This is a genomic window from Hoylesella enoeca JCM 12259 (genome assembly GCF_000613405.1).
GTDB classification, from domain to species: domain Bacteria; phylum Bacteroidota; class Bacteroidia; order Bacteroidales; family Bacteroidaceae; genus Prevotella; species Prevotella enoeca.
Genome location: NZ_BAIX01000040.1, coordinates 1 through 20,896, shown reverse-complemented (window position 1 = coordinate 20,896; position 20,896 = coordinate 1). Strand labels below are relative to the sequence as shown.

Here is a 20,896-nt window from a genome sequence, read left to right as displayed (position 1 = left end):
GAAAGGGTTGACAGGTAAGAACGTCACCACTCCCATCCCACAATCCACCTACTTCCATCTCACACTCCCACCACTCCCCATCGTCCTTGATCCTTCCCTCATCGCCCCTCCGAATGAGCTATTGAGAAGTCGTATAGATGTAGGCCAGCAGTATACAACTGCTGGGTGACAACCCGCATACCTCTCGAGCAGGAGTGGGAGAGTGGGGGAGGTGACGCGTGAGCGAGGCGATGACGGGGGAGGAAGAGCGATGAGAGTTGCCATGCTGCGGGATATAAACAAGAAAGAGGATGACGGCTGGTCCGGATCGGGCCGTTCGTCATCCTCTTTCTTGTTTGACGGCTTGTCTTCTGCTATGGCTCCTTGTGTTCGGGCACGATAGCGAAGTAGACGAGGTCTTCTTCTGTGTTGTTCTCCATATAGTGGTTGTGGCCTATCGGACAATAATGCACCTGTCCGGCCGAGGCCACCTCTATGTGATCATCATAATGGAAAGTGGCTGTGCCACTGAGAATGTAGATGATCTCTGAGTTAGACACATGAGTGTGCAAACCCGACGCGGCATCTGGTTTCAGGATGCTATGCATGATCTTGTTATGGGCATCCATGAAGTTACGGGTGAGAAGTTCGCCTCGTCCGCCTTTAAAGCCGTCGATGCGAACTTCTGCTATCCGACTGAAATCGATGATCATCGTTTTAGAAAGTGTATTTCAGACCAATCTGCCCGCGCCAACGCGAATAGAAGTCGCTGTAAGTGAATATGGAGGAATCACCGGCGCGGTCGAACTGAAAGGCTCCGTTGTTGTAGCTCACGGGTGAGTAATAGTTGCCGAATCCATTGCCGAAAGTGTGTCCCCAGCGTTTGTTGAGCAAGTTGCCTATGTTGAGGATGTCCATGCTGATTTCCAAGGCATGTGATGTTTTGCCGGCACCGATCTTGATCTTTTCGGCCAGATGGAGATCGAAATGATTTTCGAAGGGCAGATTGTCGGCGTTGCGTTTGTAATACTCGCCGCGGTGTTTGCTCATATAAGGATCGTTGGCAATCCATTGTTTGAAGTTGGCCCGACTCTGCTCGGCAGTGAAATGTTTGGTGGCCGAGAACTTCATCTTGTCGATCTGCTCGTCTGTGGGGATGAACATCAGGTCGTTACCGTTGGAACTGTCGCCATTGAGGTCACCATAGTAGTAGAGAGAGTAGGGCGATCCACTCTGTCCTTGATAGATGAGTCCGACGGTTGTGGTGAACATCTTGCGCGGACCGTAGCTGACGTTATAGAAAGCTGCGATTTTGATAATGTGCGGGATGTTGAATGCGCTGTTGGCCAATTCGGGGTCGTTGGAATTGCGATAAGTGTAGTTATAGTTCCAGTTGCTTTGTGCTACGGATGAGGAACCGTTGTTGATCGTCATGGATTTGGTCCAAGTGTAGCTGGCGCTCAGATCGAGTCCGAAGTTGAAATGTTTCTCGGCTTTGAGTGAGAGATTGACAGTATAGCCCTTGTTGGTGTTATAAAGTGCGTAGATGTAGCTGTAAGGTTGTCCCACAGTGACACGCTGAAACATCGGCCGATTGTCGAATGACAATGAGGGATCCACCTGGCCTAAGGTTTTCCCCGTGTTCATAAGCCAGATTCTTGTAATATATGTCGTTGAGTGTCTTGGAGAATATACCCTCGGCAGTCCAGTTGATATCGAGAAGATTGAAGTCGAAGCCGAGGTTGAATCTCAGGGTCTGTGAGAATTTGAAGTTCTTATCAAAGAGGTTCAAAGTCTGATTACCAGATGCTTTGAGTTTCTCGGCATTGGCATCCTGTCCGTTTGGATCGTAGATGAGATTGAGTTTAGACGTGCTGCGCGTGTCATAGGTGGAGAATTGAATACCGGTGCCGGTGAAGTTATTGCTCAGCCACACAAAGGGGATTCTGCCGGTGAAGAGTCCGATACCGCCACGAAGAATGAACTGGCGATTGTTGTTGATGTCCCAACGGAATCCCACGCGTGGCTCCACATTGGCGTACTCGACAGCCGCTGATCTGTGCGCAGATTCCATCCCTTCTTCTCGGCATAGGCGTTGAATGGCTCATTGGCGGTCGGCTTGTCGAAAAGCAGCGGGATGTCCATGCGCAAGCCGTAAGTGAGTTGGAAGTTATCGGTCATGTCCCATTTATCTTGCGCATAGAATCCTAACTGCCCGGCTCCGAATGACGGTGCCCAATTGCGGTCGTCTGTCACGTTGGTGTTGGCTACGCCATAGCGGTAACGATAGATTTTACCGTTGTATAAATCATTGGGCGAATCAAATTCGTAGGATCCGTATTTGTCCTGGATAAAGAGATTGGTGAAGTGATAGAATTCGTTGTGTGTGCCGAAAGTGAGTGTATGGTTACCGCGATACCATGTGAGGTTATCCTCTATGGTGTAAATATCCTGGTCCAATCGGTTGGCCATGGACGAGCGTTCGTTACCCAGGTTGACCGCGCCATCGTGAGTGCCCACGTGCTTTACGTAAATCAAGGGGAACGGTTGCCCTGGTTTGCGCTGATCCCGCACTCTCACATACGAGACGCGTGCTTCGTTGCTCATTTCGGGTGAAAGACGGCTCTGCAACTCGCTGATGAGTGTATGAGTTTTCGATTTGAAAGGATAACTGTAAGTGTCTGCGTTGATTGATTTCTGTCCGCCGGTGGCATTCAGCTTCTTAGCAGATACCAAGCTCCAGCGCACGGTAAGTTTGTTGAAATCATTGATGTTCCAATCCAGCTTCAAACCGGCTTTGTCTGATTTGGTGTAATTGGTGGGATTGGAATAAGCGCCGGTGTATTCGATGCCTTGTGCTTTGGCTTGTTGTTTCACATAGTCGAGAATCTTCTGTGCCTCTGCTGTGTCTACCAACGATTCTGCGGAGCCAATGCCGAAAATATTGGGATATTCCAGGTTAGCTTTCTCATAGTTGGCAAAGAAGAATAGCTTGTCTTTGATAATGGGACCACCGAGGGTGAAGCCCAGCTGGTATTCGGTTTGATCATTGTATGCGGTGCTATATCTGCCGTCCACCATTCGGTAATGTTTACCGATGAGATTCTCGTTATAGCCGTAGTAATAAGCACTTCCGTGCAGTTGATTGGTTCCCGATTTGGTGATGGCGTTGATAGCTCCGCCGGTGAATCCGCCCTGCCGGACATCAAATGGGGCCACATTGATCTGGATCTGGTCGATCGTCTCCATCGATACGGGTTGTGTGCCAGCTTGTCCACCGTTGGATCCGTTGGCTGTGAGTCCGAAGACGTCGTTGTTCATCGCACCGTCGATCTGGAAAGAGTTGTATCGGTTGTTCATTCCTGCAAACGACATGGCTCCGTTATTGGTGGTGCTGATCTGCGGATTGAGTCTTGCAATGTCGGCAATACTGTGGGTTGTGCTGGGCATTCTGTTAATGGTTGCAGCATCGATACTCTGTGCAGCACCTGTCTTCGTGGCATTCAGTCCTCGTCTGCCAGTCACTACAAACTCCTGCAATTCGTGTGCATCTTCTTCCATCTTGCATGACAGATTTTGGGTTTCTCCCAGTCGGAGCATCACCTCTTTGAAAACTTTGGTTTTATGCCCGATGTACGAGATCTCCACCGTGTAAGGTCCTCCTACGCGCATACCCTGGATGGTGTAACGTCCGTCTACATTCGTAATGGCCCGATAGACCGTTCCCGAGGGTTGATGCTTGGCAGTGACGGTAGCTCCGACAGCGGGTTCGCCACCCGATACGACTTTGCCGCTGATGCCGGCAGTCGTGATCTGTCCCATTGCCGATGTGATCAAGCACATCACCAATACTACCAAAGAAAACAATCGCTTCTTCATAATTTTTAGTATAAAATGATTTACATTATGGGCCTATTCAAGCCCTGTTAACGAATTATGGTTGCAAATTTAATTAAATATCTCCATATATTTGTTGCTGCATAGATAAAAGTTTACTTGATGATACTATATGAGAAACATGATCTTGTTGGTGCCATCAAATCATGAGTTGGCTTCATGACGTGTCTGAAAAAAGATCTATACATACAATATTTTCCATATAGAAATATTCGCGATGAGATAATTTTCGTAACTTTGCAGATATTAATTGAGTAACTTATCAGATCGTTTATGAAACATATCATTATAGGGGGCGTGGCGGGAGGAGCTACAGCTGCGGCGCGAATCCGTCGTGCCGACGAATGTGCCGAGATCGTATTGATCGAGAAAGGTAAGTATATTTCGTATGCCAATTGCGGGCTGCCGTATTATGTCGGGGGTGTTATCGAAGAGCGAAAAGCTCTCTTTGTGCAGACACCCGAATCGTTTGGGCGCAGGTTTAATATTGATGTGCGAATAGAGAATGAGGTTGTCGACATTGATACCGTTGGTAAAACCGTGTCTGTTTGTCGCGCCGACGGAACGGAATATGTGGAGCATTATGACAAACTGTTACTCTCGCCGGGTTCTGTCCCGATTCGTCCACCACTCGAAGGAATCGGGATGGAAGGTATATTTACCCTTCGTCATGTAGAAGATACCGATCGAATCAAGAATTATTTGGATACGCATAAAGTGCGGGAAGCTGTGGTTGTCGGCGGCGGTTTTATCGGTTTAGAAATGGCTGAGAATCTGTGCCATGCCGGAGCACATGTGTCTATCGTTGAGATGGCGGATCAAGTGATGGCTCCGATCGATTATTCAATGGCTTCGTATGTGCATCGTCATTTGTTGGATCAAGGTGTCAGTTTGTATTTACGACAGGGAGTCAAAAGGTTTGAACGTGTTGATGACCGCATTGGTGTTTGTCTTAGTAGTGGTGAGAGAGTGGTGGCGGATATGGTGCTGTTGTCTATCGGTGTGCGTCCTGTCACTGATTTGGCTGCTAAGGCAGGTCTTGAATTGAACGAACGAGGTATTCGAGTGAATGCATTCTTGGAGACATCGGCCCCCGATGTATATGCTGTGGGGGATGCCATAGCGTTTACGCATCCACTCACGGGTAAAGCATGGCTGAACTATCTGGCCGGTCCGGCTAATCGTCAGGGGCGTATTGTGGCTGATAATATGGTATTCGGCAATCGAACCGAATATGAAGGTGCCATCGGAACGGCTATCGCTAAGGTCTTCGATATAGTTGTTGGTACGACAGGACTACCTGCGAAGCAGCTCAAACGAATGGAGATGAATTATCGGAGCAGTACGACAGTGTCGGCATCTCATGCCAGCTATTATCCCGGTTCGTTTCCATTGACATTAAAACTCATATTCAGTCCGACCGACGGACGGCTCTTTGGGGCTCAATGTGTGGGATGTGAAGGAGTGGACAAGCGTATCGATCAGATCGCACAAGTTATTAAGCATGGAGGAACCGTCTATGATTTGGTCAAGACCGAGCAGTGTTATGCCCCGCCATTCTCGTCGGCCAAAGATCCTGTTGCTATTGCCGGATACGTGGCCAGCAATATTATCAGCGGAGCAATGCCGGTGATCTATTGGCGCGAATTGCGTGACATGGATCGTTCTCAGGTGTTTCTGCTCGACGTGCGTACGACTGCTGAGTTTGAACAGTACAATCGACGGCGCTGTCAACATTCCGCTCGACGATCTGAGAGAGCGTCTTTGTGAACTACCTCACGACAAGGAGATCATCATTTTCTGTGCAGTGGGCTTGCGTGGTTATGTTGCCCAGCGTATTCTAATGGGTCGAGGCTATACGCATGTGCGCAATTTGTCGGGTGGATACCAGATGTATTCATTGGCCACAATGTCTGTTTTGAACATGAAACGGTGTGAAATAAAGTAATTCTATAACTTCAAAATTCATATAGAATGGATAAGAATACGATTTGCAAAATACGTGATATTTATCGTGCTATATCCGTGTTTGAAGACACTTTTGAGGCACAATTCTCGCTGAGTATCAATGAAACGATGCTCCTTTGTGCATTAAGTGAGCAGGGCGAAATGACGTCGGGCGACATCGCCGGTGCACTTGGAGTAAAGCCTTCAGTTGCTTCTAAACTCATCCGAATGGTTGAAGACAAGCAATTGATTGATCGAGTGATGGGCCAACAAGACCGGAGACAGATGCGTTTCTCGCTTTCTGAAGAAGGACTCCATCAATTAGAGATCATCAAATGCAGTGAAATCGATATGCCCGAGATGCTGCAAGAGGTGCTGTAACAATTAAGAACGACGCATCATTTGTGCTCGGACATCGGACGAAAATTTCTCGATGGCATAGCGCAACATTGTTCGAGGCATCTGCTGTCGATATTGCATGATAAAATCATAGAGTCTCTGTTCGTCGCGTTTGCCGGCTTCGCGCAGCATCCACCCGATGGCTTTGTGCATCAAGTCGTGCTGATGCGACATCATCTTGACTGCCAAAGTAAAAGTGTCATCAAGTTGGTTGTGTCGAATCAAGGCATATGTGGACACGATGGCAATGCGATTATCCCACAACAAAGGGCTATCAGCAAGTTGATAGAGAATGTTGCGCGGCTTGTCTAAAAGATATTCGCCGATGATGGAAGGACACGAAAGGTCGACCAGGTCCCAGTTGTTGATCCGCGCGGTGAGAGATAAATAAAGGTCGAAAATGACTTTACGCGTTGCATCATCGGCCTTTTTGCAGCATTCAACCATGATGAGCAGCGCGCAGAGACGCACTTCGTGCCATTCTGATTCCATCAGTTCGCGCACATTATTGAGGTTGGTAGCTTTGTATTTCCGTGCTACCACCCTCACATTCGGCACCGTGACGCCCAGAAATTTATCGCCTTCTCCATACTCTCCTTTGCCTGTTTTGAAGAAACGCGGCAGTATTCGGCGTTTCTCTTCCTGTGAAAGTGCTTGCAATTCAGCCGTAATTGTATTCGTAAATGTTACCATCGTATGGTGATTGTTAGGGTTACAAAGATAACCTTTTTATTGCGTTTTACATCAAACCAGCGGTGAAATTCCGAAAAAATGCGTAAGTTTGCAGCTATGAAAGAGTGTTTATTGGATCAGCGAATAGCCGTTCTCTTGTCGGGCGGTGTGGATAGTTCGGTCGTAGTTTATGAGTTGGCGCGACGCGGATTGCATCCCGACTGCTTTTATATCAAAATCGGTCCCGAGGAAGATGAGGCTTGGGACTGTTCTTCGGAAGAAGATTTGGAGATGGCAACAGCCGTGGCTCGGCGATTCAGTTGCCGTTTGGAGGTGATCGATTGTCACCGGGAGTATTGGGATCAGGTGACTCGTTACACGATGGATAAGGTGCAGGCGGGTTTCACGCCTAATCCCGACGTGATGTGCAATAGGCTGATCAAGTTTGGTGCTTTTGATGAAAAGGTGGGTTATCAGTATGACTTGATAGCCACGGGACATTATGCACAGACCGAAGTGATTGATGGCAAGAAGTGGCTGACGACCAGTCCTGATCCTGTTAAGGATCAAACGGATTTTCTTGCACAGATTTATGATTGGCAATTGAGGAAGGCGCTCTTTCCCATCGGCCATTATATGAAGGATGAAGTACGCGAGATTGCCGAGCGCGAACATCTGATCAATGCCAAACGCAAGGATAGTCAGGGCATTTGTTTTTTAGGAAAGATCAATTATAACGACTATATCCGCCGTTATCTCGGTGAGAATCCGGGCGATGTTTTGGAGTTGGAGACGGGTCGAAAGATAGGTCAGCACAAGGGACTTTGGTTTCACACCATTGGGCAACGACATGGATTGGGCTTTGGCGGAGGCCCTTGGTATGCCGTGAAAAAAGATGTGGCGCAAAACATTCTGTATGTAAGCAAGGGTTACGAACCGCTTACAGCTTATAAGAAAGACTTCAGAATACAGGATTTTCATTTCTTGACCGAACCTGTGGAGATGACAAACGTGACGTTTAAGATCCGTCACACGCCCGAGTATCATCCTGCTCATGTGGAGCAGACGGCTTCCGGCGAATATCTTGTTCATGCTTCGGAATTGATCCAGGGCGTTGCTCCCGGCCAGTTTTGCGTGATGTATGATGAGCAGCATCACCGTTGTTTCGGAAGTGGAGAGATCGTTGAATGATCAATTTTCAAGTTGGTCTAAGGTTTCTAAGCCTTTCAGCGTGCAGTAACCGCGCAAAAAGAGCAGGACGATGTTGCGGAAGATACTCGCCATACCGTATTCTTTATAAAGTTGCTTTTCCATGACATAGGACATCGCCGCATTGTGAAAACGAATCATCAAATCGTAATCGAAATCGCTGCGAAACACGCCTTCCTCGATACCACGTGCGAAAATGGCTTTGGCACGCTCGTCGTTTCGCTCGTGATTTGTTTGTCAAAAGCGGATCACCTGCTCGTATTTGTGCAGGTCAGAGAAGAAAATGGGATTGATGACAGACAATCGTTGTATCTTGAAATGGAAGAGCTTGATAAATATTTTCAGCACTCTTTTGTGTTGCAATGTAATAGAAAATGTGGAATCCCACATTCGTAAAATCAACTTCCGATGCACATTGCGGCATCGGAAGTTTTGAAAGGCTTGCTTGAAACAGGTTGTGTTGTTTATCGGATTCTATCTGCTGCTCTGACAAGTCGTTCATCTTTCATGATTCCACGACGTGCCATTTCGTAAAAACTCATGGAAATCAGCGGAAGACAAATCGTAAACGATGGTTTGAATGTGCCCGAATCAGCCGGCAGATTCAACCAACAATAACCTGCATAGAGATACCATGCCGCATTGAAAACGATGGCCCATACGCACAACCGGGCTTGAAATAATCTGTTCTTATAGGAAAAGATGGCCGCAAGAGCCAACGGACACGACAGCAGCAACAATGCAAACAACGGCCAAATGCTGAAAGTGAAGACGCCATTGCTGTCTTTTATCCCCAGATTGTAAACGATCGAACTCACGCCCATGCCTTTCGGTTCGATGTTTCCTAATGAAAGACACAGGCAGATGATCGTGAGTATCAATGCGAGCAGCAGAAAAACGGTTTGCTTGCGCTGTATCATTGTGCTTGATTATCCTTAGATGGGTCGCGCCAGTAAACACTTCCTTCTATAAATTCCTGTGTTGCCAAAAGCGAGGGCTTGGGCAGTTTTTCGTAATAACGAGAGATTTCGATCTGCTCTCTGTTCTCGAATACCTCTTCCAAAGAGTCGTTATACGAGGCAAATTCTGCCAATTTTTTATTCAAATCCTGCTTGATTTCTGCGGCAATCTGGTTTGCACGCTTCGAGATGATAGCCACACTCTCATAGATGTTGCCCGTCTCGTCACACAGATCCATAATATTTCGAGTGGTTGTGTTGACGGGAGCTTTTGATTTTTTATAATCCATAAATACCTATATTGATTTTATTCTTTCTGTTGTCAGTTCTTGGTCACTTGCTTGCACTTGGCAATGTATCGCTCGGCCAAGCCTCGGTCTTTCGAGTCGGGGAACTCGTTCAGAAAACCATAACATTCGTCTTCGGCATCCTGATAGCGTTCGAGCCGTTTCTCTTCGACGCTCTGCTGAGCCAATTCAAATTTACTTTTCATGACGAGTAAGGAAAAATCTTCGCGCAAATTGCTGTAAGGATAATCTTTCAAAGCATTCTGCGCCGTGACGATACATGCCTCATAATTGTTTCCGCCACTGGTGCAGTTGCCGAAATAAGAACCTAAATTGTAATAGAGTTGTGCCGAATACAATTCCTTGCGAACTAATTTGTCTTGCAATTCGAAGAGTCGTTTCTGCGCCACCGACTTCAATTTGGCATCAGGAAACAAGTCGAGATATTCCTGAAAAGCCGAAATCGCCGACACTGTCAATGACTGATCCAATCGTGCCTCGGGCGTACTCATAAACAAACTTTGCCCAACATAAAACTGCGCATTCTCTGCATAGTAGCCTTTTGGGTAACTCTGAAAATATTTCTTGAATGTTTCTGCCGCGCCCTCATAGTCTTTGCTGCAATATTCGGCCATAGCCAACATGTAGAGACTCTCCTGCGCATTCTCCGTTCCTTTCTCGATCGTCACGAGTTCTTGCAGCAACGTGATGGCGCGAGTATATTTGCCGCTGACAAAACATTCCTTGGCATATTCATATTTATATGGGTAATTATCCGTCTTATATACCCGATTAAACTCATTCGCACAACTGGAAAAGAGCAATAAGCTAACGACGACAGAAACGATTGCTTTCTTCATATTCAATTTCAATGCTTTAAGGCGCAAAATTACACAATAATCCCCAATTGACAAACAGATCAATTACTTTTTTCCTGCGCATTCTGAAAAAATGACGGTGAGAGGGGAGAATTCAACATCGAGTTTATGACGTATTTTATGGATCGTTATAAAATTTCTTTGGAAAACGTTTGTCTGTTTAAGAATCTTTATCTACCTTTGCCCCCGGTTTTCACTTTCGCCCCTTCGCCCCCTAAGTTAGGGGGATGGGGGTCTGAACAAGCAAGAGACCGATCAAAAAGAGCAATCAAGAGATGATTAAACAAGCAAATATAACCAACAGCGCATCGATGCAAAAGAACTCCAATTCTCTTGCATCTTTTAACGCTTTATATTTGCATATCTCGGAAAAAGTCTTAACACACACACACACACACACACACACACACACATCTTACCTGGCATAGACGCCTTTCACGTCTCATCCTACGCGCGCGCGTAAAGCGTGGGCTAAACACCAATAAACAAAGGGCTTCTCGGAGTTCCCTTTGTTCTTCTTTTTATGCCCTTTTGCCAACCGAACAAGGGGAAAATAAGCACAATTTATTCATTCAAAACATAGCGAATATGAACAGAAAACAATTAGAGAGATGGGCTTATGCGAAGCCCGCAATTGAGGCCATCCGCTTGGAGCCTCACAATGAATTAATGGACACCTCGTTCCCCAACAGCGGCGGACATAACAAAGCTGGCGATGACGGCGAACTAAATGCCAAACAAGGTTGGTTTGACGAGGACGAAGAAGAAGACGCAGATTTTTAATTCAGCATTCTTCCGCACAAAATAATTAATCACAAAACAAACAAAGAAAATGACAAAAACAAAACTGATAATTGCAGCAGCATTAGCATTCTTCGTTAGCTGCGCAAATGACGACACAACGAATAAACAAACAGAGCAGGAGCCGGGAACTGAAGGCCTCACCTGCTTCGTAGAAGAAGACCAGGCGACACGCACCACGGGTGAATACGATGGCTCAGGTCTTAACTTCTATTGGACAGCCGGTGACCGCCTTTGGGTCAACAACGGTACGTTGATACAAGATTCAAAGAATAATATCGACAAAAAACTTATAACCAGCACTGTACCCGGCGGCGTCCAACGGGCAGCCAGAGCCAATTTCTGGTTCAGCGGCACCTACACCGCCAGTTCTTATCCTGTCCGTTATACAGGTAAGAACGGATCAGCAGATAAAGTGACGATCAAAGCAAACCAGACGCAAACCATCCCCAACGACGCGAGTCATATTGGCGAAGACGGCGACTTCGGTGTAGCTACGGCTACCAAACCCGCAGGCGGTGGTCAATACCATTTCACGCTCGACCACAAGGCCGCCTACATCACCTTTATGCCTTACACGACACAGGCATGGGGACCCAATGCCGTGATTCAAAAGATTCGCGTCTACACAAGTAGCACATCCGACGCTCTTGCCGGCACATTCGACCTGGCCGACAATGGTACATTAAGTAACCCGGCAACTACTTCAAACAGCGTGACGCTCACCGTTCCCAATTTCTCTATTCCCGGCACGTCCACTTACGCCACCAACGCTGCCACAATGGTCATCAATCCCGGCACGTATAATAACGTAAGTATTGAATACACACTCCACGATCCTGTAACCAATGCTACCGGTACCGTTACCAAGACTTACTCAAGCGTGACTTTTGCTGCCGGCCGAAACAAAAAGATAAAAACGGACTTACAAGTAACAGCTTATGGTCAAGACAGCTACTATATGTGGGATGCCGCCATAGGCCAGTATTATTGGTATGGTCATCTTGATTCCAATGGGAAACCTGATGACAATTATCCTCAAAATAACACTGATCCTCGCTGGTGTAGAGAAGACACTTCACTCCCAGCTCCTGCCGCTAACCGCAGCGCCAAGAATTGCCCTAACGTGAACGAGTGCCTTTGGTATGCCATGCAAGGCGATCCTCACTGGGACGACACCACTCTATGGACAACCTTAGAGCATCTCTACGCCGGCGGCATGTGGTTTAAAAAGAAAGCTAAAATCTCTGGCTTCACCGATTCCAATTACAATGGTACCGACTTTCGTATTGCCTATAACAGCGGTTTTAACAACAGCTTCATCACCCTGGGTAAGCCCAGCAACCTGAACGATTACTTCTACCTTCCTGCGCTTGGCCTCTACAACAAAAAGAAATTGGAATATATTGGTGATTTTTCCTACTACTGGTCAAGTACGCCTCATCCGTCGGATAAGGACGTCGTGTGCATCCTGCTCTTCAATATGGCTAACGTGATCGTGGGGAGTACTATTCGCAACACAGGCGCCCAACTGTGGACCGCGCAGTAATCCCGCGAGATAAAAGCGTGATTTTTTATGCAAATAAAATACGCGAAAAATTGCATACGGTTGCGGACAAATTTTTATACGTATCCCCGTAAATTTCTATACGTATGAAAATTTATTTCTATACGTATAGAAATTTATCGCTGACCGTATGTAAATTTTCGGGCTTCCAAGAGATTGATTATTAACAACTTACAAACACTAAAAAACGATGAAAGCAAAATTGATTGAGCGGAAGAATCCGCAGGACAGAACTAAGAAAAAACTGTATGCCAGCGCCGTGAATGCCGGCCGAAAGACGCTACGCGACATCTCGACGGATATCTCGGGTCGGTCGTCGCTTACGCGCGGCGATATCGAGAATGTGCTGTCCAACTTCGTCGATCGTCTGCCGCCGTATTTGATCGACGGTTTCAGCATCCAGTTGGGCGAGTTTGGCACGCTTCGCATTTCTCTTTCGAGCAAAGGCGCAGCCACGGCTAAGGATTTCAACACAGGCAATATCAAGGCCCGCATTATCTTTACACCGGGCGTGGCACTGAAACAGCGACTGCAAGGAATATCATTCGAAGTGGTGAAGAAATAATTTGAATGTTGAATGAGGAGTGCAGAATGAGGAATTGTTGCGCGTAAGCGCACAATGGAATCATGAATAATGATAAGTTAAGACTGGCGGATTGCTTGGGCGATCCGTCAGTCTTTTGCTTTATAATTTGTGAAGGGGACGAGCCATGGGGCATGCTCTGTGCATATATCCCCGCGGCTCGCTCACTTAGAAGGCAAGCGTGTCATGATCGGTCAATCGAAGATGATGGGTAAGTCTTCTGTTTTGTGCGACTTGTCGGCAGAGCGTTGGGGCTTCGATTGCTGTTTGAGCTGACCATTGTCGTCAAACATTCCGTATGTAGTGCGCAGTACGATAAACTCTGTCCGGCGATTGAGTTGATTGCAGATGTCCTGGTGCTCGCTATCTTGTGCCTTGATAAACGCCTCTGTCAACACGTCATCGACCTTTAACCACGGATAAGTTTCGGTCAGTTTCGGTCGCACCACCTTAGGTTTCTCCTTGCCATATCCCATGGGTGTGAGTCGATCGCGCGCTATGCCGTGCGCCACCAGATAGTCGACCACGGTCTCGGCACGACGTTGTGAGAGTCGTTTGTTGTATTCGGCGCTACCTTTGTAGTCGCAATGCGCACTGAGTTCGATGGTCACATGCGGATTCTCTTGCAGCAAACCGACCAACTCATCCAATGCTCGCGCCGATTCGGGACGTAGCGTTGCTTTGTCGAAATCATAGAAAATGTTGTCGATCAAGACCGGAGCCGTGATCGAAGCCAGCGGGAATTGCAGCGTGTATTCTTTGGATTCGGTAACCGAATCAGCCCGGAACGCCTCTTGATGATTCAAAAATCCCTTGCAGGTTGCCAGCAAAAGGTAGTCCACACCGGGCCGAATTGTCTGACAGAAAGAACCGTCGCCCTTGACGCGCAGCCGTTCGTTGGTGCCGTCGCTGCCCACGATATAAACCTGCGCAGCGGGCAGTTCGTAGCCGTCGCGCTCGTAAACCCATCCTTTCAACGTTTGAATCACTTCGGGATATTCGAATGAATAGAGATGATCCCAGCCGCGGTCGTCGTCTCGGTTGGATGAAAAGAACCCGCGATTGTGTGCTCCCTCGAATGTCATTCCGAAATCATCGCCCGGCGAATTGAGCGGCACACCGGGATGTTTGACCACGTATCGCCCGCCGCTGTCTGTTTGGGCGATGAAAATATCGAGTCCGCCGAACCCCGGATGGCCGTCGGACGAGAAATAAAGGTCGCCGTTCGGCCGAAAGGTGGGAAACTCTTCGTTGCCCGATGTGTTGATGGGCGCTCCGAGATTTTCGGCTCCTCCCAATCCCGTTGCCGTCAGCCGCACGCGCCAAAGATCCAATCCGCCGAGTCCGCCGGGCATATCCGACGTGAAATACAGCCACTCGCCGTCGGGCGAAACGGCCGGATGGGCATAGCTCGACAGTGTGTCGCGACTGATGACGAGCGCTTGGGGCTGTCCCCAGGCAGCGTCGGAGCGCGTTGATTTGACAATCATGCATAGCGGGGAGCAGTGGCGCTTGACGTGCATTGCGTGAGATACATCGTCCGTCCGTCTGCGGAGAACGTGCAAGCGCCCTCGTCTGCCGGCGTATTCAATGCGCCCTCGATGGGCCGCGGCTTGCTCCATGCGCCGCGATCGTCTTTTTCCGAGACAAAGATGTCGCCCTCTTTGGTGCCCGTGATGCCGCTCAGTTGCGATCCCGAAGCCTCATTGCGTGTAGAAGTGAAATACAACCGGTCATAGTTTTCTCCGGCAAGTGCAGGCGAATAATCGGCTCGCCGCGAATTGAGCGTATTCATACGCTTGACTAAATAACGGTCTTTTGCCTTGCGAAAAGCTGTTGCTTGCGTTGCAAATGACCGTTGGTTGCGCGCCAATTGACTGTTAGTTGCAGAGTCGCTCACCGTTCCGAACATGTCGGCAGCTTCCCGATAGGCTCCGATCTTCATCAGTTGCTGCGCAAAACACAGTTTGTCGCCGTCGGCCAAAAGTCCATTGCGCTGCGCATTACGATAGGCCGCCACCGCTTTGGGTGCCGCATTGATGCGCGCATAACAGCCGGCCAACTTCAAGGCAATGGCGCCCCGCTCGGTCTTTTGCTTGGCAGGCGTCTTCGCATAGGCCTGTTTGAACTGTTCGGCCGCATCAAAGTATTCGCCCAAAGCCAAATGCGCATCGCCGCGACGAATATTCCGCTCGGGTCCGCAAGCTGTGAGCGTAGCCAGAACAAGGGTGATCAAGGCAGTCACTCGGATGAAAGTCATTCTCGTTTGATTACACATAGTGTATATAGCAACGCTGTCGGCTCCGATTTATTTTATAACTTTGCAATCGACCAAGATGAAATTAACGATGCGAATCAGAAATGCCGAAATGGAGGATCGCGACACATTGCGCCGCATCTATGCTTATGCGCGGGAACAAATGGCAGCCAACGGGAATACGAATCAATGGATCGGGGGCTATCCTTCGGACGAGTTGATCGACTGGGACATCGCCCGTCGGCGCAGTTATGTATGTCTGGCAGACGACGGACACATCGCGGGTGTCTTTTATTGGTGGGTGGGTAAAGAACCGACTTATGCTAAGATCGAAGACGGCCAATGGCTCGATGACGCGCCCTACGGTGTGATTCACCGCATCGCATCAGATGGCTCTGTGCATGGAGTGCTGAATGGCTGTCTGCAATGGTGTGCGGAACGTCATCCGAATATCCGCATCGACACCCACTGCGACAACCACGTTATGCAGCATTTGTTACAAAAATTCGGGTTCACTTATTGCGGAATCATTCACACCGGCAATGGAACGCCGCGGTTGGCGTATCAGAAACGCGGGTGAGAGAGTGGTGAATGAGGTTTCGTCTCTTCCTTAGGTTCTTTACCAAAAGGGACGAGGAATGGTGTGATGGGGATATGATCGGAATCCCGTATGATGTGAATCGCCCTGCAACAAACTATGAGTTGCAGGGCGATTCAATGTTAATGGGAATACTGTTGATGATGTGTTGAGTTCTCGTTAAATATCAATCAACAGGCTCTCCTCTCTTTGCGAAATTGGAGTTGAGGATGAGGTGGCACGGGGTTTATTTATAGCCCGGATTCTGTCGGATGTTAGGATTGAGATCAATAACGGTGGCAGGAATTGGGAAAACGGTGGTGTAACCCGTCAACTCATTGTCTAACGGTGTGCGTTGGTCGTAAGCTGAGGCAAAGAGTCCGTATCGAATGAGGTCTTGACGACGCCAACCTTCCCACATTAATTCCATCAAGCGTTCGGCAAGTAGCGTGCTGAGCGTGGCTCGGCGAGGCTTCATCCCTACCCTGCTACGTACCCGATTGAGTTCGGCAGAGCCGTCTTCGCCGTTGCGCAGCTTGGCTTCGCTCTTCATCAACAGCACATCAGCATAGCGAAACAGCACGATATCGTTGTTCTGAAGCTGTCCGTCGCTGTATGCACTACGGTCGATGGCATACTTACTCATTCTTGCCCCCGCCGTGCGTTCATACTGAGAGCCCGTGAGATTGAGCTGAATGGCAAGCGGACGATAAACCAACGCATCGCCGTTGTCAAGCCGAACGATACGCCCGTCGACTCGAACGGTGTCGCTGTAACAGTTCATTGCATAGCGGGCGTCGGTAGAATCGGTATCGTAAGCATATGTACGAACAGCCGCGAGCGTAGCACTCGCACCGTTTTCGGCCCCGAAACCGAGGGCCGAGCCGTGATTGTAATGGCGCGAACGAAACAGATTCTTGAACAGATTGGCATAGAGTGTCTTGTCCATCGGTATGGTAAAGATGTTCTCTTGGGAGTTTTCGTTTACCACAGCAAAGTTTTTTCGGTAATCAGTTTCAAGCCGATAGCCTGCCGCAGTAATCTTATCGCAATAGGCAATGACGGTTTGCCAGGCGTTGAACTTGTGTCCGTCGACGGTGAACAGAATATTTCGGCCGTCGGGCAGACTGTTATCGGTCCAGTCATCATCGGTATAAATGGCAGCATTGAGTGCCAGTTTGGCCAGCAGAAAATGGACAACGGGACGAGTAATACGCCCGTAATAAGGTCCTTCGACATTGCTACGGGCACCGGCTAACAGTGGAGCGACGGTTTGCAATTCGCTTACAATGAAACGAAAGGCCGCACTCCTGCTGCTCTGTTGCAATTCTTTGATAGGCGTGTTGCAGTCGGTTACGATAGGAATACGCCCAAACATATCCATCAGATAATAGTAATACATCGCCCTGACGGCCCTTACCTCGGCCCGATAAGCCTCGTGTTGCGTGTGAGTAAGCAGATTGGCGTGCTTATCCAACTGTTGCAGAGACTGGTTGCAAAGCATAACGACCTTGTAAAGATACAGCCACGTGTTGTAAAGAGGCACATCTCGAGGTGTCCATTGATGTTTGTAAAGATTCTCCCAAAAGCCTCCGTCGTACCAATCGCCGCCTCGGATAGGGATCATTGCTTCGTCTGTGCAGAACGTATTGTAGTCGTACACACCCCGATAAGTACCTTGTAGACTCTGGCTGTCGGCTTTCCCGCCGATATGATTATAGAGTGTGGCCACAGCATTCACATAAAGATTCCGAGCAGAAGAGTAGGCCTCATCTTCCGTAAGCAGATTCTTGGGATGCTCGTCGAGACAGGAAGTAAGGGTCAGTACGACCCAAACGAAAGCGAAGAACTTGTTCATTGCCATGCGATTTTTAGAATTGAATGTTCAGTCCCACCGTATATGAACGGTAAACGGGATACGAACGTTTGTCGTCGATACCCAAAGTAGGACCGAAAATATAACTGTTTATCATCGGCGTTAAGCCGCTGTAAGCGCTTATTGTAGCAAGATTGTTGACGCTGCAAGACACGCGCAGCGAACTGATATACTTGGATTTGAGCGGCACATTCCAACCGATAGTGAGGTAATCGAAATTGAGATAGTCGCCACTTTCAAGCCAATAGTCGGTAGCTGTTTGGTCTTTGATATTTTTCCCGGGGGCCTCGCGCATCACGTTATAGGACGGAAAGCTGGTCATATTCATATACGAGAGAGCTGTTCCGTTATAAATTTTATGCCCGAAAGCACCGTTTATTTGCAACGAAACGTCGAAAGCCCGATAGCGAAAAGCAATGTTCGAGCCCAACGTAAACTTCGGAGTGGCTTGCCCGGCGATGTAACGGTCGCCCCCATCCTCGATATTGATACGCCCATTTCCGTCGAGATCGGCAATGGCATAACGGTAACTGCCGTCAGCATTGCGCACGAGTCCCGTGCAATGCGGCAAGTAAAAGACACCCAAGGGTTGGCCTACGATCTGGTAAACAATGTTGTTATTGCCGCCGTGAAAGCCCGCCCCAGTAAGCGTTCCGATGCCGGTGATAGCCGAAGCAGTCAGCTTCGTCCCGTTATGAGAGCCGCTCAGCGAGATGAGTCGGTTCTTTTGCCACGACAGATTGACGTTGATCGTCAGCTCCATATCTTTCTTCGACAGCGGTGTCAGCCCTATTCCTAACTCGAACCCACTGTTACGCATCGATCCGATATTGGCCAGCAGTTTGTCGTAAGTATACGGTGGCACCGGCACATCATACTGATAGATCATATCCCAGGTCTTAGATGTGTAGTATTCGGCCTTCATCACGATGCGGTTATTCATCAATCCAAAGTCGAGACCTATGTTGAAAGTTCCTCGGGTTTCCCATTTCAGGTCGGGATTGGCGTTACGCGTTATACCCATCGTTACTGTCGGCGCACCGTTCAAGGGTACAACGCCGTTAGGTAGTAATGCCCGCATCGAGTAATAGGCATCTATACCGCCGATGTTTCCTGATAAACCATAACCCGAACGCAGCTTCAACAGGCTGAGCCAACTGGCCTTTCGCAACCAAGGTTCGGCTTTTGCGTCCCACTCGAAAGATACAGATGGGAAAAGTCCCCACGTATGATGTTTACCCACCAACGAACTCCCGTCAGCTCGACCGGTAACCGTAAGTTTGTATCTACCGCATAAGGTGTAATCCAATGAGCCCATCACAGAGCCGAGCGACGGGTCTTCATAATCGCTCCCAGTGCCTCCGTAGGCCGAAGAGCCCCTGCCGCCAGATTGTTATACCCCAATTCGTTGGTGGTAAAACCTTTGACTAACGTCCAAAAGCCCGTTCGGCGCGCCTTCTGATACTCTCCGAGAAGTGTGGCTTCAAGTCTATGACTGCCCCAAATGCGGTTATAGGTAAGTGTGAGATTCGTAAGCCAATCCTCACTTTTATGTTCTCCACGGTAGGCTTCGCCCTGCGCAGCCACCCAAGTGGGGTGAAACAGCGCCCGTTCGGTCGAGTTGAACGAATAAGAAGCAAAGAGCAACGCTTTCAGATCAGGTAAAACGTCGAATGTAAGACGAAGATGTGTATTGAAATTAAGGTTCCGTGTGTCGTCCTTATCACGCAAAAGCGCCATCGGCGGAGCCGTTTGCGAGGCTTCGGTATTTCTATCCCATCCTCCTGATGCATTCATCGCAGTACTGAAAGTGGGATTTTGCGTGGCGGCAGAATAAAAGAGTTTCTGTATATCAAAGATGTCTTTATCTTGTCGGGAAGAGCCGAACACCCCGAGTTCTATCAGCAGTCGGTTGTCGAATGCCCGTTGTGTGAGGTCTAATTTGGCTACAAAATTGTTGTAACGGAATGTCTTGATAACCGTACGATGCCCCAAAAAGCCGAGCGAAGCACGATAACCCGAATTGTCAGAACCACCTCCGAACGCCACGTGATGAGTCTGAACCAGGCCCGTTTGCGTGACAGCGCGCAGGAAATCAGTATCGAAACCGCCGTCGTTATAGGCTAATCCTAAGGCTTTCGACGTAGAAACATATTCCGATGCACGCAACATCCGGATACGTTTATACACCGACTCGACCCCGATATTGCCGTCGTAAGCGATATGGAATTGCCCGACGCCTCCCTTTTTCGTCGTCACTACAATAACGCCCGACGCCCCGCGAGACCCGAATTGGGCTGTTTCGGCAGCATTTTTCAAAATAGTGAAACTCTCGATATCGGCCGGATAGATGGTGCTCAACGTGGAGAGGTCGGCCGAAACGCCATCAATGAGTACCAACGGATCATTACCGCCAGTAACGGAAGTGGTTCCCCTCACACGCACACTACTGAGAGCGGCCATTCGGTCGGCGCCATTGGCACTTATATTCACACCTGCCGCCTGTCCGTTCAGTGCATTCAGCGGGTTGATAATGAGGCCTTTATTCATCCTGATTTCAGTCACCTTGTCTACCGATCCCAAGCCAACGGTCCACGGGATAGAGTCCTTATGCAATTTAATCGGCTTTTTCTGGCCCCTCGCCTGAACACAAAAGGCAACAAAGAATAAGGCTGAAACCAATAACCATCTTTTCATTTCGTCGCAGTATTTGAGAATAACGAATATTATATTTGCTGACAAAGATAAACAAAAAAAATGATAAATAACAAGCCGTTTGCACGATTATTCGGCACGCCAAACAAACGATTACGGATCAAGATATATCCACCTGTTTTTCAACAATATAAAATTCACGCGAGGTCTAATCCAAATTTACACCCATGTAACACTGAATTTACTCCCGTGTAAAATTGAATTTACACCCGTGTAACTTATGCTTAGTTAGGCCTCCATTCGTTTGGGGCCCGAATGCGCGATGCTTGCCGTTGTATTAAATTAGGTGGACA

Annotated in this window: 13 protein-coding genes and 4 pseudogenes; 7 read left to right on the top strand and 10 right to left on the bottom strand. The window is 48.4% G+C overall.

The genetic code is table 11. From position 1 onward, the window contains the following. Positions 1-353: 353 nt before the first annotated feature. Both JCM12259_RS10165 and JCM12259_RS15015 read right to left on the bottom strand, forming a co-directional pair. Positions 354-692 carry a cupin domain-containing protein gene (locus tag JCM12259_RS10165; protein ID WP_025066384.1) on the bottom strand — a complete coding sequence of 113 codons (339 nt, stop codon included), beginning with the start codon at positions 690-692 and terminating at the stop codon, positions 354-356. A gap of 4 nt (positions 693-696) precedes the next feature. After that, positions 697-3,858 (bottom strand): annotated as a pseudogene (locus JCM12259_RS15015) (TonB-dependent receptor). Positions 3,859-4,149: 291 nt separating this feature from the next. On the opposite strand from JCM12259_RS15015, the pseudogene JCM12259_RS15010 reads away from it, so the two are divergent. Both JCM12259_RS15010 and JCM12259_RS10150 read left to right on the top strand, forming a co-directional pair. Next, positions 4,150-5,794: pseudogene (locus JCM12259_RS15010) on the top strand (FAD-dependent oxidoreductase); the annotation flags it as partial. Between the two features lie 56 nt (positions 5,795-5,850). Next, positions 5,851-6,204, top strand: coding sequence for a MarR family winged helix-turn-helix transcriptional regulator (locus JCM12259_RS10150; protein ID WP_025066383.1), 354 nt, complete (start codon positions 5,851-5,853; stop codon positions 6,202-6,204). A gap of 3 nt (positions 6,205-6,207) precedes the next feature. Here the strand turns inward: JCM12259_RS10150 and JCM12259_RS10145 are convergent, their stop codons facing one another. Then, positions 6,208-6,915: a DNA alkylation repair protein gene (locus JCM12259_RS10145; RefSeq protein WP_025066382.1), complete on the bottom strand. Its 708-nt coding sequence runs from the start codon at positions 6,913-6,915 to the stop codon at positions 6,208-6,210. Between the two features lie 78 nt (positions 6,916-6,993). On the opposite strand from JCM12259_RS10145, the gene mnmA reads away from it, so the two are divergent. Then, a complete protein-coding gene (gene mnmA / locus JCM12259_RS10140; RefSeq protein ID WP_234396596.1) occupies positions 6,994-8,085 on the top strand; it encodes a tRNA 2-thiouridine(34) synthase MnmA in 1,092 nt (363 codons plus the stop codon). On the opposite strand, the gene JCM12259_RS15900 is transcribed toward mnmA, so the two are convergent. The 4 genes from JCM12259_RS15900 to JCM12259_RS10115 form a co-directional block, all read right to left on the bottom strand. Further along, on the bottom strand, positions 8,086-8,274 hold the full coding sequence (locus tag JCM12259_RS15900) for a hypothetical protein (RefSeq protein ID WP_025066380.1): 189 nt from the start codon (positions 8,272-8,274) through the stop codon (positions 8,086-8,088). Positions 8,275-8,567: 293 nt separating this feature from the next. After that, positions 8,568-9,023, bottom strand: coding sequence for a DUF4293 domain-containing protein (locus JCM12259_RS10125; protein WP_025066379.1), 456 nt, complete (start codon positions 9,021-9,023; stop codon positions 8,568-8,570). Beyond that, positions 9,020-9,352 carry a DNA-directed RNA polymerase subunit omega gene (locus JCM12259_RS10120; protein WP_025066378.1) on the bottom strand — a complete coding sequence of 111 codons (333 nt, stop codon included), beginning with the start codon at positions 9,350-9,352 and terminating at the stop codon, positions 9,020-9,022. The genes JCM12259_RS10125 and JCM12259_RS10120 overlap by 4 nt, the downstream gene beginning before the upstream one ends. 32 nt (positions 9,353-9,384) lie before the next feature. After that, positions 9,385-10,209: an outer membrane protein assembly factor BamD gene (locus tag JCM12259_RS10115; RefSeq protein ID WP_025066377.1), complete on the bottom strand. Its 825-nt coding sequence runs from the start codon at positions 10,207-10,209 to the stop codon at positions 9,385-9,387. Between the two features lie 606 nt (positions 10,210-10,815). On the opposite strand from JCM12259_RS10115, the gene JCM12259_RS10110 reads away from it, so the two are divergent. The 3 genes from JCM12259_RS10110 to JCM12259_RS10100 all read left to right on the top strand — a co-directional run bounded on the left by JCM12259_RS10110 (position 10,816) and on the right by JCM12259_RS10100 (position 13,160). After that, positions 10,816-11,010 carry a hypothetical protein gene (locus JCM12259_RS10110; protein WP_025066376.1) on the top strand — a complete coding sequence of 65 codons (195 nt, stop codon included), beginning with the start codon at positions 10,816-10,818 and terminating at the stop codon, positions 11,008-11,010. A 49-nt stretch (positions 11,011-11,059) separates the two neighbouring features. After that, positions 11,060-12,577, top strand: a complete 1,518-nt coding sequence (locus tag JCM12259_RS10105) for a hypothetical protein (protein WP_025066375.1) — start codon at positions 11,060-11,062, stop codon at positions 12,575-12,577. Between the two features lie 208 nt (positions 12,578-12,785). Beyond that, on the top strand, positions 12,786-13,160 hold the full coding sequence (locus tag JCM12259_RS10100) for an HU family DNA-binding protein (RefSeq protein WP_025066374.1): 375 nt from the start codon (positions 12,786-12,788) through the stop codon (positions 13,158-13,160). 212 nt (positions 13,161-13,372) lie between these two features. On the opposite strand, the pseudogene porE reads toward JCM12259_RS10100, so the two are convergent. Further along, a pseudogene (gene porE, locus JCM12259_RS15000) lies at positions 13,373-15,456 on the bottom strand (PorE family type IX secretion system protein). 70 nt (positions 15,457-15,526) lie between these two features. Between porE and JCM12259_RS10090 the strand changes: the two are divergent. After that, positions 15,527-16,015: a GNAT family N-acetyltransferase gene (locus JCM12259_RS10090; RefSeq protein ID WP_025066373.1), complete on the top strand. Its 489-nt coding sequence runs from the start codon at positions 15,527-15,529 to the stop codon at positions 16,013-16,015. A gap of 244 nt (positions 16,016-16,259) precedes the next feature. On the opposite strand, the gene JCM12259_RS10080 is transcribed toward JCM12259_RS10090, so the two are convergent. Both JCM12259_RS10080 and JCM12259_RS14995 read right to left on the bottom strand, forming a co-directional pair. Then, the gene (locus JCM12259_RS10080; RefSeq protein WP_025066372.1) at positions 16,260-17,870 is read right to left on the bottom strand and encodes a RagB/SusD family nutrient uptake outer membrane protein; all 1,611 of its coding nucleotides are present in this window, start codon (positions 17,868-17,870) and stop codon (positions 16,260-16,262) included. A 13-nt stretch (positions 17,871-17,883) separates the two neighbouring features. Continuing rightward, a pseudogene (locus JCM12259_RS14995) lies at positions 17,884-20,585 on the bottom strand (SusC/RagA family TonB-linked outer membrane protein). Between the last annotated feature and the right edge of the window lie 311 nt (positions 20,586-20,896).

Excerpts from the sequence above, each read along its gene's own strand:
- JCM12259_RS10080 (WP_025066372.1), bottom strand. The coding sequence starts at position 17,870 with ATGAACAAGTTCTTCGCTTTCGTTTGGGTCGTACTGACCCTTACTTCC.
- JCM12259_RS10090 (WP_025066373.1), top strand. The coding sequence starts at position 15,527 with ATGCGAATCAGAAATGCCGAAATGGAGGATCGCGACACATTGCGCCGC.
- JCM12259_RS10125 (WP_025066379.1), bottom strand. The coding sequence starts at position 9,023 with ATGATACAGCGCAAGCAAACCGTTTTTCTGCTGCTCGCATTGATACTC.
- JCM12259_RS10100 (WP_025066374.1), top strand. The coding sequence starts at position 12,786 with ATGAAAGCAAAATTGATTGAGCGGAAGAATCCGCAGGACAGAACTAAG.
- JCM12259_RS10120 (WP_025066378.1), bottom strand. The coding sequence starts at position 9,352 with ATGGATTATAAAAAATCAAAAGCTCCCGTCAACACAACCACTCGAAAT.
- JCM12259_RS10110 (WP_025066376.1), top strand. The coding sequence starts at position 10,816 with ATGAACAGAAAACAATTAGAGAGATGGGCTTATGCGAAGCCCGCAATT.
- JCM12259_RS10145 (WP_025066382.1), bottom strand. The coding sequence starts at position 6,915 with ATGGTAACATTTACGAATACAATTACGGCTGAATTGCAAGCACTTTCA.
- JCM12259_RS10165 (WP_025066384.1), bottom strand. The coding sequence starts at position 692 with ATGATCATCGATTTCAGTCGGATAGCAGAAGTTCGCATCGACGGCTTT.
- mnmA (WP_234396596.1), top strand. The coding sequence starts at position 6,994 with ATGCGTAAGTTTGCAGCTATGAAAGAGTGTTTATTGGATCAGCGAATA.
- JCM12259_RS10115 (WP_025066377.1), bottom strand. The coding sequence starts at position 10,209 with ATGAAGAAAGCAATCGTTTCTGTCGTCGTTAGCTTATTGCTCTTTTCC.
- JCM12259_RS10150 (WP_025066383.1), top strand. The coding sequence starts at position 5,851 with ATGGATAAGAATACGATTTGCAAAATACGTGATATTTATCGTGCTATA.
- JCM12259_RS10105 (WP_025066375.1), top strand. The coding sequence starts at position 11,060 with ATGACAAAAACAAAACTGATAATTGCAGCAGCATTAGCATTCTTCGTT.